At 42.8% G+C, this 16,306-nt stretch carries 15 protein-coding genes; 10 read left to right on the top strand and 5 right to left on the bottom strand.

From position 1 onward, the window contains the following. Positions 1 to 46: 46 nt before the first annotated feature. From BU200_RS05995 to BU200_RS05980, 4 genes are read left to right on the top strand one after another with little or no spacing between them, the layout of a single operon-like run. Positions 47 to 325, top strand: coding sequence for a type VII secretion effector (locus tag BU200_RS05995; RefSeq protein WP_075099310.1), 279 nt, complete (start codon positions 47 to 49; stop codon positions 323 to 325). A 1-nt stretch (position 326) separates the two neighbouring features. Next, positions 327 to 689 (top strand): hypothetical protein, encoded by a 363-nt coding sequence (locus BU200_RS05990; RefSeq protein ID WP_075099309.1) that lies wholly within the window; start codon positions 327 to 329, stop codon positions 687 to 689. Further along, positions 680 to 2,263, top strand: coding sequence for a hypothetical protein (locus BU200_RS05985; RefSeq protein WP_075099308.1), 1,584 nt, complete (start codon positions 680 to 682; stop codon positions 2,261 to 2,263). The genes BU200_RS05990 and BU200_RS05985 overlap by 10 nt, the downstream gene beginning before the upstream one ends. Before the next feature lie 10 nt (positions 2,264 to 2,273). Beyond that, entirely contained in the window at positions 2,274 to 2,888 is a 615-nt protein-coding gene (locus BU200_RS05980; protein ID WP_075099307.1) for a hypothetical protein, read from the top strand. A gap of 182 nt (positions 2,889 to 3,070) precedes the next feature. Here BU200_RS05980 and BU200_RS05975 read toward each other — a convergent pair whose 3' ends face one another. Together BU200_RS05975 and BU200_RS05970 are read right to left on the bottom strand one after the other, a co-directional pair. Next, entirely contained in the window at positions 3,071 to 3,730 is a 660-nt protein-coding gene (locus BU200_RS05975; protein WP_075099306.1) for a CPBP family intramembrane glutamic endopeptidase, read from the bottom strand. A gap of 831 nt (positions 3,731 to 4,561) precedes the next feature. Beyond that, positions 4,562 to 5,443 carry a hypothetical protein gene (locus tag BU200_RS05970; RefSeq protein ID WP_075099305.1) on the bottom strand — a complete coding sequence of 294 codons (882 nt, stop codon included), beginning with the start codon at positions 5,441 to 5,443 and terminating at the stop codon, positions 4,562 to 4,564. Positions 5,444 to 5,658: 215 nt separating this feature from the next. Here BU200_RS05970 and BU200_RS05965 point away from each other — a divergent pair, with 215 nt between their 5' ends. Beyond that, on the top strand, positions 5,659 to 6,975 hold the full coding sequence (locus tag BU200_RS05965) for an FAD-containing oxidoreductase (RefSeq protein ID WP_075099304.1): 1,317 nt from the start codon (positions 5,659 to 5,661) through the stop codon (positions 6,973 to 6,975). 197 nt (positions 6,976 to 7,172) lie between these two features. Then, positions 7,173 to 7,343: a hypothetical protein gene (locus BU200_RS11120; RefSeq protein ID WP_172459329.1), complete on the top strand. Its 171-nt coding sequence runs from the start codon at positions 7,173 to 7,175 to the stop codon at positions 7,341 to 7,343. A gap of 462 nt (positions 7,344 to 7,805) precedes the next feature. Here BU200_RS11120 and BU200_RS05960 read toward each other — a convergent pair whose 3' ends face one another. Then, entirely contained in the window at positions 7,806 to 8,495 is a 690-nt protein-coding gene (locus BU200_RS05960; protein WP_075099323.1) for a gamma-glutamyl-gamma-aminobutyrate hydrolase family protein, read from the bottom strand. A 345-nt stretch (positions 8,496 to 8,840) separates the two neighbouring features. On the opposite strand from BU200_RS05960, the gene metE reads away from it, so the two are divergent. From metE to BU200_RS05940, 4 genes are all read left to right on the top strand, one after another. Next, the gene (gene metE / locus BU200_RS05955) at positions 8,841 to 11,096 is read left to right on the top strand and encodes a 5-methyltetrahydropteroyltriglutamate--homocysteine S-methyltransferase (RefSeq protein ID WP_075099303.1); all 2,256 of its coding nucleotides are present in this window, start codon (positions 8,841 to 8,843) and stop codon (positions 11,094 to 11,096) included. Positions 11,097 to 11,148: 52 nt separating this feature from the next. Next, the gene (gene metF, locus BU200_RS05950) at positions 11,149 to 12,009 is read left to right on the top strand and encodes a methylenetetrahydrofolate reductase [NAD(P)H] (RefSeq protein ID WP_075099302.1); all 861 of its coding nucleotides are present in this window, start codon (positions 11,149 to 11,151) and stop codon (positions 12,007 to 12,009) included. Positions 12,010 to 12,075: 66 nt separating this feature from the next. Further along, positions 12,076 to 13,449: a tRNA uridine-5-carboxymethylaminomethyl(34) synthesis GTPase MnmE gene (gene mnmE / locus BU200_RS05945; protein WP_075099301.1), complete on the top strand. Its 1,374-nt coding sequence runs from the start codon at positions 12,076 to 12,078 to the stop codon at positions 13,447 to 13,449. 9 nt (positions 13,450 to 13,458) lie between these two features. Continuing rightward, positions 13,459 to 13,878, top strand: a complete 420-nt coding sequence (locus BU200_RS05940) for an NUDIX hydrolase (RefSeq protein WP_075099300.1) — start codon at positions 13,459 to 13,461, stop codon at positions 13,876 to 13,878. A gap of 451 nt (positions 13,879 to 14,329) precedes the next feature. Here the strand turns inward: BU200_RS05940 and BU200_RS05935 are convergent, their stop codons facing one another. Continuing rightward, positions 14,330 to 15,046 carry a YebC/PmpR family DNA-binding transcriptional regulator gene (locus tag BU200_RS05935; protein ID WP_075099299.1) on the bottom strand — a complete coding sequence of 239 codons (717 nt, stop codon included), beginning with the start codon at positions 15,044 to 15,046 and terminating at the stop codon, positions 14,330 to 14,332. Between the two features lie 830 nt (positions 15,047 to 15,876). Beyond that, positions 15,877 to 16,306, bottom strand: a 430-nt coding sequence (locus tag BU200_RS05930; RefSeq protein WP_142237025.1) for a transposase, incomplete at its 5' end; no start/stop codon positions are given.

Here is a 16,306-nt window from a genome sequence, read left to right as displayed (position 1 = left end):
TGCTATGCTATATCTGATAAATTATAAAGGGTAGGAGGCATAAAAAATGGAAAAAGGAGAAATAAAATCGAGCACAATCGCTGCACAAGAAGCCATTTCTCGTCTGGTCGATATAGATGTTTCCGCAAGGCAGAACCAACAGGTCGAGTTTGGTTATTCGAGCGGGATTACAGGGATGGAGAATGCACGTCAGGTCACAAATCAGATCTTACAAGCCGTCAGTCAATTTACCGCCGCCACGCTCGCGCAAGCGACGAAATTCCCCGACATCGCTCAAAAAATTGCAAAACAAGATCTGGAAGAAGCCAAACGCTGGGAGAAATAAGATGAGGAAAGATAAACATGAAGAAAAACGGCAGGAGCTAAATCGAGCTCTCCTAGCACTGGAAGAACAAGAAGACCAATTCATTTCCCTCAAAAAGCGTTTTGAAGGCTCTCTTGAAGAATTTTATAACCGTTTTGAGCAATTATCCAGACGAGAAGAACAATTGCTCCACCAATCAAGAACGCCCTATCATACTCCATTAACAAGGGACTTGGAATATCATCAGCAAACGAATCTACAAATGAGGCGATATGTAGACAGGGGGATGGCAATGTTAGCCGATGTCCAACAATCCTTTAAACGCTCCAACTATGATCAGCGTGAACACATTATCAAGGAAAGGAGCCAACTACCATGGGATTAAGATATAGTAGCACCGATTCAGAGAATCTAATGCAGGCTATGAACAATAATATCGCAATTGCAAAACAGATAATGGATCGATTGTCCAGCGGATGTGACCACTTGATTTCAACTGTGGATTCAGGAGAGTTGACAGGTGCCGCCTATACAGCTGGACGAGAACTCTTTGCAGAGGTCATTGTGCCATCTATCAAGAAATTACAAACAGCGGTTGATGATATCCAAGCTGAATTGACATCTTACCAATATGCAGATTCTGTCGTTTCAGAATACGGCATACTTGATCTAGACCAATTAAAAGAACAGCTCAACAATCGCTATCAAAGTCTAGCCCTAGTTGAGGAACAGCTAGAAAGCAATTCCCAGTTGCTGACCCAGCTCCAATCCTTTCTCACAGGTAATAGTGATCACCTTTGGGAACAGATTTTTCTTTTAAAGGATTTAAAGAGACAATTGGAGCTTGGTATTCGTGACCTTGAAACACGAATCCAAAAATTGGAATGGTTCCATCAAGATGTATCTCGTTATTTTTTAGATAGCCTAGTCGTTCTTCAACTGGCTATACAAGGGGCAACTGCTCTTCACCAGATTACGGTAGATGCGAATGGGCATTATAATACGACGGGCATATCCATGGCCTGGTTCAGTAGCCTAAAAGGACAAGATATCCAGACCTTTGACAGGGGAGACGATCCAAAGCTGTCTCTGATCAATCAGAATATTAGGGACTTGATGTTGTCTGATGAAGCAGCTAGATTCTATCGGAAAGAACTGACTGCTCTTTTAGAGGGCAAGCCTGCGAGTGAGTGGCCACTGATTATCCAAGCTGTCAACCAAGCGCTCACATTTGACCATCAGGGAAATATTGTGAGCCTTGTGCCTATCAATGTTGGTTCAAATGATGGAATCATCGTTTTAAAAAACGGGACATTTGATGAAGAACTGACCAAGCAAGGCAACGAAGAAAAAAACAGTCAATTATTAGAAGCATTAGGAGAGCAGGCTACACAAATTTTAAGTGGAGTCATCCAAATCACAGCTGGTTCAATCGGAACAATCCTGAGTGCTGGACTAGGTGCTACTGGCGGTATAGCCCTCAGTCTCCCCACAGGAGGGACTGCTACTATCCCCATTGCCTCTGCAGCTGCAGCTGGCATATCTCTATCAGCCACATTCGTAGCCAGTGGAACGGCTGCCTTAGTGGATGGCTTGTCAGAAATCGCACTCGCAACGAAAGATCTGCAACTTAGTTTTACACAGAGTTATGACCATTGGCAGGCAACAAAACCAACCAGTAAGACCTTTGGCAAGCCTGTGGAAGGTAGAATCAATGGCAGAAAAGCTAAAATTCGAGTTGATGCAGAGCCGGATAGCCATTCTATCCATATCCAAACAGGTGGAGGGAAAAGGTCACCACTAAAAGTTGACATTCCTATTTCAGAAATAACTGATAAAAACAGTATTTACAGAGTTCTCAAGGATCTGCATATACCTGAAGTTAGAAACTTAGGGAAAGGACAGCTTGATGAATTAGTAAAGAAAATCTGGAATGCATATCAATGGCTGAAGTCATAGGAGAAATGAGATGAGATTATATATTAAAAGCAAGTTTACCAAGCAGTTATCTTTCGGCTACGAGGAACTGGCACATAAAATGTGGTTTAAGGAAAGAGAGGGAAAAGAACTAAGTTTAAGCCATTCAGGAAATGATGAGATGTTGCAAGAAGATTGCTATATTTGGCTATCCTACAATAAGTGGAATAATGATAATAGATGGTGTAATAAGAAGATTGTAGATTTACATTCACCCCTAAGAAGAGAAATGTTGGGAATGGAATTTGAAAATGCATTCATCAGTGATTATCGTGAAAAAGGTGACTGTCTTAGACTTACTTCCTCTCATCAAACTATCTTAACAGTTGACAAACGCGCTATCTATATTATGGCTATTGAGGTGGCAAGCGCTCTGGAGGGACTGATTAGCGAGGACGATAAAAATACATGGCTGACGATTGAGGAATTTATATCTAAGCACCAAGACCTCCTATCGCTTACCTTTGAGGAAGCCAATGAACGAAGCTTGGAAGAAATCTCTACAATGGAAGCGGTCGAGGAACCCCTGTGGGAGGAATTAGACAGACTGCGGGAAGCATATATCGCAAAGTACGGTGAGCGGGTCTATCCTGATGACGAAGAGTAGGATAAGCCAGTAGATTATCCTAGCCTCAATCTAGAAACAGGAGGTCTGGACTGGTTCCTGGGCGATAAACGGATTTCCTATACTGGGCTTATCGTCGTTTAAGGTAGGAGAAAAATCCGATAAATAAAAAAAGCGCACAGCTGTTGCAGCTAAAGCTGAACAGCTGTGGCATTTTTATACTCTTACAGTAGTTTCACCTTAATATGTGATACGAGGTTAATCGCTATATGAACACCGACCGGAACCTTGATTGATTTCGAATAGTTATAGGCTAGACCAAGAATAATCCCCGGAATACCGTGATACCAATAGGCAGTCCAATCGACTGACGGATGGATCAGTACAAAGAGGAAACTGGATACCAGAAGACCTATCTCCGGTCTATCTGCAAAAACGTACTTGAGTAGCAATCCCCTAAAAAGAACCTCTTCAAATATCGGACCCGAAATCACTGCTACGATAAATTCAATAAAAAATGTAATAAGCCGATCGTCAAAGGGGACGGGGCGCATAAACTCTAAAAGGTAACCGCTCGCTAAAATAAGAACAAATGCTACGACACCGACCGTAATAAGGGTCTTCAAGCTCTTTTGAAGCAGTTTATCAGACAAGTCAAAATGGCGCTTCCTCATCACATACAATAATGCTAAAAGGGTTCCTACATCAACAAGGGTTACCACTATATCACTGATATAAGGGACTTGAAGCCTTTCAATTATTGCTAAGTGTGGCAGTTCCTGAATTAGGAAAAAATTGAGCGCATAAAAAACAACAAATAAGAACAGGGCTTCGAGTGCCTTTCGCTTATCACTACCGTGCCAAGAAAACTGTGAAATAGACATGAAATTCCTCCTAAAATACTCATTACTTTATGATTGATTGACTTGTGCAAGCACTACTCTTGATTACAAGTAAGGGAGTACCTGACACAAGGACTTTGTAAAGCGCTTACTATGATATCATTCTATGTTTCAAGCCTTAATCTTATCTTAAATATGACCGAGCACCATGTGTTGATTTTCTGTATTTTTATAGTCGTTTCGTCTGTCTTTTCTAATTGAACACGGGCTAAAAACTCGGAAAAAGAGACATAACTGTTTCTGCTTTAGCTGATTACAGGTATGGCTCCCTTTAGGGGGACATAACTGTTTCTGCTTTAGTTGCCTCTACAGTCTAGGAATAGACGGTGGAAGGTCGGAAATAAAGCGAGGGAAACTCGTGTCAAGTATGGCTCCCTTTAGGGGGACATAACTATTTCTGCTTTAGCTACTTCCACAGTCTAGGGATAGACGGTGGAGGGTGGGAAATAAAACGAGGGAAACTCGTGTCGAACAGTCTAGAAATAGACTGTGGGAGGTGGGAGATAGAACGAGGGGAAACTCGTGTCAAGTGTGGCTCCCTTTAGCCTCCCTTGTCTTCAATGAACACGCGCCAGTCCCCTATTTTTCGGTCTCCCCCTCGTAGCTTATCCTAAACTCTATGCGAAACGTAAGGCAAACGGCTCTACTCCACGTTTCAGATTAAGGGGAAAAAGGGATTCGATCCCGACCTCAACAGCACAAACAAAAAGGCTTATCTCCTGCTTGATGCGAGGGATAAGCCTTTCTAGCTTCGATAGGTATTTTTCTTTTGACTTTTGAATAGTAGAGCAACTGGCTGATATTCAATGCTTCCTATCCAACATCACCAGAAGAACTGCTTTCTTTTGGTGCTTCTTTCGCTTTTGTACCATCTGGATAGACAATCTGGGTCGCTGTTTCATCATAGTTGAGCAGGTCAGATACCAGATTTTTGTAATTTTTATCTGAAATAATCCAATGGTCATCCTGAGCTTTTTCTAAGTCAAAGGTAATCTCATAGATCCCCTCGGTCAAAGGCGTCTCATTCAAACGACTGGGAATATCGCTATAAGTCACTAATAGATTGCTAAAGTTTGCATAGTAAAGGAAGTAAGAAACCAAGGTATGCAATTTTTTAAACTCACTATCTGCTGCATTCGCTTGATTCAAAGCTCCGAATACATCCAGATCTCCCTCTGCCAAGGCTAAATAGATATTGCTGACTGCATTAGCGGAGGCTGTATTGTTGATTTGGCGAGCTTTAAAGGTGACGGTAGCCTTATCGTTAGAGACAGCAATATCTGTAATATCGTATTCTTTAATATCTTTTAGATTATCACGTCGCGTCTCTAGGAAGCGCTCCACCACTTCAGAGGGTGTTAGTTTATCAAAATCTTTCGCATACTGATAGGTGTATTTCGTCTCTGGTGTCCAATTATTATCTTTTACAGCCCCCTCAATCTGCTCTGGGAAGATGGTATTTTTTGTCCATTTATCATACGACTCACCATATAGTCGAGAAAACCCCTGATCGCTTGCCGTTAAAACGCTATTGAGTAAGGTTTCTGCATCTTTTTGAACCCTGTCTTCCTCCGTTTGCACTACTTCACTACTATCTTTTGTTTTGCCCATTTCTTTTGAGCTATTACCGCACGAGGCTAATAATACACCAGCAGACAACAGTACCAAAAAGCGAATGATTTTTTTCTTTTCCATTGGTTTTCCTCCCATACTTATCAGTATATTATACAGGATTTTACAGCAAATATCAACTATTGAGGCAAGCATATCCTTTATAAAATAAGCTAGTTGTTCCATCAATATGGCAGAAAACTGAAGCGCTTTAAAGGTCAAATCGTTCCGTAGCAGAATTCGGTATTTTTTAATTAGAAGTGATATAATGCAAGTAATAAAAAAACGGAGGAATCCACATGTTACATTACGACATCGTTGTTATTGGTTTTGGTAAGGCAGGAAAGACACTCGCTGCTAAATTCGCTAGTGCAGGAAAAAAAGTCGCTCTGATCGAGCGTAGTCCGTCCATGTACGGTGGAACTTGTATCAATATCGGCTGTATCCCGACTAAAACACTACTTGTGGCAGCAGAACAGCACCTGAGTTTTGAAGAAGTATTCTCACAAAAAGAGGCTGTTGTGAGCCGTTTAAATCAAAAAAATTATGCAATGCTTCAAGATAAAAGTGTCGATCTTTTCGACGCAGAAGCTCATTTCATTTCAAATAAGGTACTGGAAATGGTAGCGGGAGACGACAGACAAGAAATCACTGCGGACATCATTATCATCAATACAGGGGCAACTTCCAATATCCTTCCAATCCCGGGCTTGGCAACTAGCGACTATGTTTATGATTCAACAGGAATCCAACAGTTGAGCGAATTGCCAGAGATCTTAGGGATATTAGGTGGGGGAAATATCGGCTTAGAATTTGCAACCCTCTATAATCAACTAGGGAGCAAAGTGACTGTCCTTGACGCATCCGATACTTTCTTGCCGCGAGCAGAGCCTTCGATTGCCCACTTAGCCAAACAATATCTAAGCGAGGATGGCATTAGACTGCTGCAAAACATTCGAACAACTGAAATTAAAAACGAAGACAAGAAGGTTGTCGTTGTCACCGAAGATGAGACCTACTCTTTTGATGCCCTACTCTATGCGACAGGTCGCAAACCCAATGTCGCACCACTGCAATTAGAAAACACTGATATTCAATTATCAAAACAGGGAGCTATTCAAGTCAACAAACATTGTGAAACAAGCGTTCCAGGTGTGTTTGCTGTCGGAGACGTGAATGGTGGGCCGCAGTTTACCTACGTTTCCCTCGATGATGCTCGGATTGTCTATAACTATTTGACCGGAGCAGGAGACTACACACTCGAAAATCGGAAAAATATCCCTAATACGCTATTCATTACTCCTCCCCTATCTCAAATCGGGATGACAGAAGCCCAAGCAAAAGAAGCTAATCTCCCCTACGCTGTGAAAGAAATACCGGTCGCAAGCATGCCGAGAGCCCATGTCAACAATAATCTACGAGGAGCTTTCAAGGTCGTTGTCAATACAAGCACCAAAGAAATTCTCGGAGCAAGTATTTTCGCTACTGGTTCTCAAGAAATCATCAATATCATCACTGTTGCAATGGATAACCATATCCCTTACACCTACTTCAAACACCAGCTGTTTACTCACCCAACCCTAGCCGAAAATCTAAATGATGTCTTTGACCTATAAGCAATTGAAGACCCCTATTCCAAAACTTTTCCACCTAAGCCTTAGTTGAAAAAGTCGAGCAAGGGTTAAAATAGGAACAAGCATTTTAAGAGGTCGTGGTCAGTAGGTTGATGACTAGAGTATAACTCTTTACTGCCTCTGCTTCCATATAAAATAGCGCCCTAAAACATTTGGTTTTAGGGCTTTTTGCTGGAATCATGACAGACTTGTTCACTTATGAGAGTTGGCTATTCTATTTGGGAATGACAGATGTGATGACCTTTAGGGACAAAGGAACAGACGCTCTGACAGCCAAACGACCAAGCACGGCATACAATGCCCTGCCATTTTCAGTCCCATTCTCTCCACAAACTACCTTGATGAGTTGACACTACTCTCCTAACTCAAAACCAAAAAGAAGTGGTCATAAAAGGCCTGACCACTTCTCTTTTAACTTTTGTATGAAAATAGAGGTGAACGACTTTTCTATTTTCATTACTATACTAACATATTTATTCAAAGAATACAAGTTCTTTTGTCTAAAAAAATGAAAATAAAGTGTACTTTTATCAAAAAAGTTCCTATCTCTAAAAAGATATAGTTTTTCTGCTTTAAAAAGTGATGATATCTATTAACTATGAGTACACATTCTAAGTTTAGGATAAAACATTGATAGATGGTTTTAAAGGGTGAGAACCATATCATAAATGTACTATTTTTATGTCCAATTTTTCTATAGTTCCCCCTGCCTGCTACTCAAGGAACAGCAAAAAAAGCCCACTGCAACTATCCGAGAGATAATTGAAACGAGCATAGCCTCCCCCAAAGGGAGTCAAAGACTAGGAAGATGATTACAATTGATGAACAATATAGTCAAACAAGCGCCGATTACTGTCACAATCTCTGCATAAAAATTCTGGGTGCCACTGCACCCCTAAAACTGACAGCCCACCTCGTCCTTCTACCGCTTCAATGGTTCCATCACGTGGATCACGAGCCGTTACCCGCAAATCAGGAGCCAAGTGCTTGATACTTTGTCGATGGAAAGAATTGATTTGACTGCCCTGATGAAAGAGGTGACTGACCCGACTTTTGGAGCGAACTTGCAAGCCATGAGACGTTCCTGTTAATTGATCCTGCCAGTGATTTCTAACGTCCTGCTGCAAACTACCACCCAAGGCTACATTTAGAAGCTGCATCCCCCGGCAAACTGCAAAAATCGGCTTCCCTTGTTTCAAGGCTTCTTCAATCAGAGCCAGCTCAAACAGATCACGCGCCAGTAAATAGTCATCACTCTTAATCACCTGCTTTTCCCCATAAAAATGCGGACTCACATTCTGACCACCTGAGAGAAGCAATTTGTCTACCATGCCCACATAATCCTTTGCCAAATCTGGTGTCCCAATCGGGATGACAACCGGCAAACCGCCCGCGGCGATCACTCCCTCAGCTAGATCCCGCGCCACCGTGACATAGGTCAAGCCAGACAGGGGTGGCATTTCCTTTTCATTTCCCGTAATCCCTACTATCACCTTCTTCATCTGCCACCTCTTGCCTTTCATTTATTGTTATCTTATCACGCCCTACCCTCCATGTCTAATATGGATCTTTTATCAGCTCTTTTAAAATTTTTATCAGCTCATCACTCCTATTCAAGACAGCTGTGGCATACCTGCTCGTACCCCTATTTCCCCCAGACAATCTGTATCCCTTATCCACTATTTTCGCCGTTTCTAACCCTTAAACTATATCTCTTTTTCTTATTTCATGGTCTTCGAGCTATTTACATATAGTTTTAAACTATATCTATCCCTAAGCATTTTCAATTATACAAACGAACTATTTTCTGCTAGGATAGTCTCAAGAATAAATTTTGGAGGCACCCTATGGTCACAACAATTATTGGTTTTCCACGTTTGGGCGAATTTCGTGAATTAAAATTTACAACTGAAAAATACTTCCGAGGAGAAATCGGCGAAGCAGAATTGCTAGAAAGTGCCAAGACGCTCCGCCGCAAGCATTGGAACTTGGTCAAGGAAGCAGGAATTACAGAGATTCCAAGCAACGACTTCTCACATTATGATGCTGTGCTAGATACGGCATTCTTGCTCAATGTCGTCCCCCAAGCGGTGCAGAGCTTAGATTTGACCGATCTGGAACGCTACTTTGCCCTAGCAAGGGGGTATCAAGGAGAAAAAGGTGATGTTAGAGCCTTACCTATGAAAAAGTGGTTTAACACCAACTACCACTATATCGTACCGAAATTTGAAAAAGATACCCAAGTCAAACTTGCTTCCAACAAGATTTTTGATGAATTTGTAGAAGCAAGAGAACGAGGGCTGCTCACGCGTCCTGTTCTGATCGGGCCTTTCACATTCTTACAGTTGGCAGATTATGAAGTGGGAACCGCTCCTACCGACTTTGTGGAGAGCATTGTCGCAACCTATCAAGCAGTCTTTGAAACACTAGCGAATCTAGGTGCCAAAACCATTCAGCTTGATGAACCGAGCTTGGTCAAGGATTTAACTGCTAAAGAAAAGGCTCTGTTCTTAGATATTTATGAGAAACTTTTAGCAGATAAAAAAGGCTTGTCTGTCCTTGTACAGACCTACTTTGGAGATGTACGAGATATCTACGCAGACCTACTGACCTTGCCAATTGACGGCTTGGGGCTTGACTTTGTCGAAGGAAAAAAGACGCTTGAACTCGTCTCAACAGGTTTTCCAGAAGACAAGGTCCTCTACGCAGGTATCGTCAATGGAAAAAATATCTGGCGCAATGACTATGAGAAAAGCCTTGCGTTATTGAAAAAAATACCTACTACCAATATTGTCTTAAACACTTCTTGTTCACTCCTACACGTCCCATTTACAACGGTAAATGAAGAATTTGAAGCAAGTATCTTACAACATTTCTCTTTTGCCGTAGAAAAATTAGCAGAACTCCGTGACTTGGATACGATTTTGACAGAGGGGGGAGCTGATCTCCTAGCCCGTAACAAGGACTTGTTTAGGACAGAGCGGGTTGGAACCAATCAAGACTTGGCAGCTCGGATTGCCGGATTAACGGAGGCAGATTATACCCGCTTGCCAGACTTTGCGGAACGTGAAATCATACAGGCAGAGCGCCTCAAATTACCAGAGTTACCAACGACAACTATCGGTTCTTTCCCCCAGACAGAAGAGGTACGGGCAACCCGTCTTGCATTCCGTAAGGGAGAAGTCTCTGCCCAAGCCTACGATACATTTCTCGCTAAACAGATCGACGATTGGATCGAGTGGCAGGAAGAGGTCGGCTTTGATGTCCTCGTCCATGGTGAATTTGAACGCAATGACATGGTAGAATACTTCGGGCAAAACTTGTCTGGCTATCTCTTTAGTAAGAATGGCTGGGTGCAGTCCTATGGTATGCGGGGAGTAAAACCGCCTATCATCTGGAGCGATGTAACGCGCCTACAACCTATTACAGTCAAATGGTCTAGCTACGCTCAAAGTAAAACAGATAAGCCTGTTAAGGGCATGCTGACTGGACCTGTCACCATTCTCAACTGGTCTTTCCCTCGTGAGGACATTTCTATTAAGGAATCAACCTTGCAGATTGCACTGGCTATCAAGGAAGAGGTGCTTGACTTAGAGACAGCAGGTATCAAGATTATCCAGATTGATGAAGCAGCTCTGCGCGAAAAACTACCGCTACGTAGAAGCGACTGGTATGAGGATTATCTGGACTGGGCTATTCCAGCCTTCCGCTTGGTACACTCGACCGTTGCGCCTGATACACAGATTCATACTCACATGTGTTATAGCGAATTTACCGATATTATCCCAGCCATTGACAATATGGATGCAGATGTCATCTCCTTTGAAGCCAGCCGCTCTAACCTCGTCATTCTGGACGAGTTAAAGGCACAAAACTTCCAGACACAGGTCGGACCTGGGGTCTACGATATTCACTCACCGCGCGTCCCAGCTGATGGGGAAATCGACCACACGATTGAGGCGATTCTTGCCAAGGTTCCAAGACAGAAGGTCTGGATCAATCCAGACTGCGGTCTCAAGACCCGTGGTATCAAAGAAACACGCGAAAGTCTCATTCGTCTGGTAGAGGTTGCCAAGCTTGCCCGTCAGGCAATCACCAAATAGATAAGGAGAGAACCTCGTTTTCTCCTCTCACTCATATAGAAAGGAAAAAACAATGGTGCACACTCCCAGTCTTTCATTTGAAATATTTCCACCCAATCCCGCTGCAGGCAATGAAAAAATCCTCTCGGCGCTCCACGACATGCAGGATTTAGCCCCGCACTTTATCAGCGTGACCGCCAGCAATAACAAGTTCAACATTGAAGAAACCACCGTCCGTCTGGCAGACTATATCCACAACGATTTGGGGATCCCCTCTATCGCCCACCTGCCTGCTATTTATCTGACCAAGGCGCAGGTCTCAAATATCCTGACAGCTCTCGACCAGATTGGGGTTCACACCATCTTAGCGCTACGCGGAGACAGGATTCCCAATGTCGCTCCCAAAAACGATTTTCGCTACGCGACAGATTTGATTTCTTTTATCAAAGAGGAAGCACCCCATTTTGACATTATCGGAGCCTGCTATCCTGAATGCCACCCTGATTCACCAAATTCAATTTCAGATATTAAGCACCTCAAGAAAAAAGTGGATGCAGGCTGTTCAAGCCTAGTCACCCAGCTCTTTTTCGACAACGACGTCTTTTATGATTTTCAGGAAAAATGCCAACTGGCTGACATTGATGTGCCGATCGTCGCAGGCATTATGCCCATTATCAATCGTAATCAGGCGCTACGCTTGCTCCATACCTGCGAAAATATCCGCCTACCACGAAAATTTCGAGCAATTTTAGACAAGTATGAACACGACCCCGAGTCCCTACGAGCCGCAGGCCTAGCCTATGCCGTGGACCAAATTGTCGATCTAGTGACACAAGATGTGGCAGGGATTCATCTATATACAATGAATAACCCTCAGGTCGCAAACTACATCCACCATGCCACCTACTCGCTGTTCAAGCATTCAGCCGTATAGCAGGACAATCCTCACTTCCCTCTCTATTTTCTTGATAGAGAGGGGACTTTTCGTTACAATAGAGGTATGATTACCAAAGAATTTGATACTATTGCAGCCATCTCTACTCCTCTCGGAGAGGGGGCTATCGGCATTGTCCGCTTGTCTGGAAGTCAGGCTATTGAGATTGCAAACCGTGTTTTTAAAGAAAAAAATCTAGCTGATGTCGCCAGTCATACGATCCATTATGGTCATATCCTCGATCCCCTTGCTAATATCGTGGTCGACGAGGTTATGGTCTCTGTCATGAAAGCACCTAAGACCTTCACGCGGGAAAATATCGTTGAAATCAACACCCACGGGGGCATTGCAGTCACCAATGAGATTCTCCAGCTAATCATTCGTCAGGGAGCACGGATGGCAGAACCCGGGGAGTTTACCAAGCGTGCCTTTTTAAATGGTCGCGTTGACCTCACTCAGGCAGAGGCGGTCATGGATATTATCCGTGCTAAGACAGACAAGGCTATGCATCAAGCCCTTCAGCAGCTAGATGGCTCACTCTCTACGCTCATCAACAATACGAGGCAGGAAATTCTCAATACCCTTGCTCAAATCGAAGTCAATATTGACTATCCAGAATATGATGATGTCGAAGAAGCTACGACCAAGCTAGTCCGTGAGAAAACCAAGGAATTTCAACAGTTACTGGAGGGCTTGCTCAAAACTGCACGCCGAGGGAAAATCCTCCGTGAGGGAATCGCAACTGCCATTATCGGTCGTCCCAATGTCGGTAAATCAAGCCTGTTGAACAATCTTTTGCGTGAAGATAAGGCCATTGTCACTGATATTGCGGGGACAACCCGCGACATTATCGAAGAATATGTCAATATCAACGGTGTCCCTCTCAAACTGATTGATACCGCAGGGATTCGTGAGACAGATGATGTCGTAGAAAGAATCGGGGTTGAACGCTCTAAAAAAGCGCTAGAGGAAGCCGACTTAGTTCTTCTGGTCTTAAATGCAAGCGAACCTCTGACACCACAAGACCATCAATTGCTGACCATTAGTCAGGATAGTAATCGGATTATCCTGCTCAATAAAACAGACCTCCCTATTCAAATTGAGCAAGATCAACTACCAGCCGATACCATTGCCATTTCAGTATTGCACAATCACAATATTGATCAGATTGAGGAACGGATCAACCAACTCTTCTTTGAAAATGCAGGGCTCGTGGAGCAAGATGCCACCTACCTCTCTAATGCCCGCCATATCTCCCTTATCGAGCAAGCCGTTCAAGCCTTGCAGGCAGTGAATGAGGGGCTTGAAATGGGAATGCCAGTCGATCTACTCCAAGTAGACTTGACCCGTTGCTGGCAAATTCTTGGGGAGATCACAGGAGACGCCGCACCAGATGAGCTGATTACCCAACTCTTCAGCCAATTCTGTTTAGGAAAATAGGAGGATAGCATGTCAGTCAGACTGATTGCCCACGCCCTGATTCAACATCAACAGGCCTATCTTATCCTCAAACGCTCTACTATCAAACGAGGACAAGAAAATGTCTATCCTGCTTTTTGGGATATTCCCGGAGGCGGAGTAGAACAAGGTGAACTGCCACAAGCTGCTGCCCTTCGTGAAACACTAGAAGAATGTAACCAGCATATTGTACTGTCTACTATTCTCCACGAAGATAGCCAGTTTGATGCTGAAAAACAGACCGTCTTTACAAGGCTGGTCTATGCCGCTCACTTGAGCGACCAAGCCCCCATTATCCTTGACCCAGAAGAACATACTGACTTTCGCTGGATTCAATCCTTGGAAGAATTAGAGGGAGAGCCGATTGTTCCTTACTTATACCAGCTAATCCCAAGCTCTCACAATAGATAAATACATATCTCTTACAAGATCATTTAATACTCAACGAAAATCAAAATCTGACGTCGTTCATTCACCTTGCTGAGTAAAAAGCTCACGTGGAGGTTTTTAGCCTGTTCCCTTAAAACAAGAAAGAATAGAGTTCTACCTACGGTTTCATTGCCTAGTCAGATTTTGATTTTTGACAAGTATAGTCGTTTAGTTTATTTTTAGTACTAGGCAACGAGTCGCAGGTAGTACTGGGGTACAGCAAGACGAGTTAACGAAGTAATAAAAATATAAACTAAATGACTATATAAGAAATTCTAAATCAACAAATTCCATCCATTAGCATAATAAACTAAAAAGCGAACAAGAAGAAATTCTGCATCACAGAAAATACAACTTGTTCGCTTTTTCTATATGAAGTTTACCTTTGTCCCAGACTCCCTGCCTAGTACGAAACATAAACCAAACGAGGCTATTAAAATCCTTCTACATTGGTGTAGACTTTTTGAACATCTTCATCATCTTCAAGGACATCATACAACTTCTCAAAAGTTGCAAGATCATCACCTTCCAAGACTACTTCTGACTGGGGAATCATTTCCAATTCTGTCACTTGAAATTCGCTTGTTCCTGCTTCACGCAAGGCAACAAGAGCCTTATGCAAATCTGTTGGTGCAGTGTAGACCGTAATGCTTCCTTCCTCTGCTTCTACGTCTTCTACATCCACATCTGCTTCCAGCAATTGCTCAAAAACGCTATCAGCATCATCACCAGCAAAGACAATTACTCCCTTGTTGTCAAATAAGTAAGAAACAGAGCCACTCGCCCCCATATTTCCACCATTTTTACCGAAAGCCGCACGTACGTTTGCAGCTGTACGATTAACATTGGAAGTAAGGGTGTCAACGATCAGCATTGAACCATTTGGTCCAAAGCCCTCATAGCGACCTTCTACGAAAGTCTCATCTGTATTTCCTTTTGCCTTATCAATAGCTTTATCAATGATGTGTTTTGGTACTTGTGCTTGCTTGGCACGATCGATTACGAATTTTAAGGCTGTATTCGTCTCTGGATCTGGATCACCTTTTTTAGCGGCAGCATAGATTTCCACACCAAACTTAGCATAAACTTTTGAGTTCGCCCCGTCCTTCGCTGTTTTTTTGGCTACAATATTGGCCCATTTACGTCCCATGAAGAACCTCCTACATTTTTTTCAATCGTTTTATTATACCATAAGATTGCTTATTTGAGAAGATTTTCGCTATCTTTTGGATACAGTTGGCCTATATAGTTGTAGGACGTCTAACAGAACTATATAGTTTAACAATATAGTCAGAAAGGAGAATTGATGAAGCGGAATACACCTCTACCATTGAGCGAGATAACCTACTATTCCTGCTTGCCCTACTCAAATTGGCTTAGATTATCGCTATACCAAGCGCTGACATTCGTAGAAAAACTTACCACATCACGCCAGTAGACAAAGCGATTCTGGCACTCGAAATCGATCGGATTAGGACATTGAGTGCGCTCGCTCGTCCTTCTGATTTTTACGAAGCACACTATGAAAAAGCAAAAACTATTGCTATCAATTACCTAAAAAATGGATTAACGACATTCAAGCTCAAGGCTACCGTATTATCAAAAGTTCACCCTTATACAGTAGGCTTCATCTTTGAAAAAGTAGGCAAGAAAGTGAGATTCCCAATGTTCAACTGGACCACCGACAGTGTGCCTCCAAGCATGAATGTATCGAATATCTTTCTCTTTTGGCAGAATGCAACTAGGGACATACGAGAGCGTTTGACACGAGTGGCACTTCTTTATGTCCACTCTTCCAGATGATGGAAACGAGCAAAGCCAGTCTGGAGGTACTCGTTTCCATTTCATACTTTATATTATCTTAAGGGCACCTCTAAAAACTTCAAGTAGTTGTTAAGTAAGCCCTATTTGTAAGCATTAATTCCAGTAAGCTTCGCTTTCGAAGCTTACTTTTTGCTTATTTTCCTATTTTTGGGCGCACTAAGCCCATGATGGCAATCCCAGTCGTTTGATTTGCTCAAAACGACAGATATTGTAGAGTAAGTTGGTTAAGGTCACATTGGTTTTAGCTCGTGCCTTCCCAATTGCTCGACAGATGCTACCTTTCATGCTCGTTTCAATGAAGCCAAAAACATGCTCAACGCGACAACGGACTTTGGCAATATGTTGATTAATGACCTTATCAGTCTCAGTCAACGGTTTATTTCTAAAAGCACGACGAATCGTGTGGTGGCGACAACCTTCTGGTACTGATTTTCCAACATAAGCACTGTCATCAAAAACCGCTTCATTGCCATCACAAAGAGGAGCTAGGACATTGGAGTCGTGTACACTAGCTGTTGTGACTTCATAATGTTTGATAAGTTTTGATTTTCTATCGACACAAATATGGTTTTTATAGCCAAAATAG

It is taken from the genome of Streptococcus acidominimus (assembly GCF_001921825.1).
Classification (GTDB): Bacteria; Bacillota; Bacilli; order Lactobacillales; family Streptococcaceae; genus Streptococcus; species Streptococcus acidominimus.
Note: the sequence above shows the minus strand (reverse complement) of the source record. Positions and strands in the feature narration are given on the sequence as shown.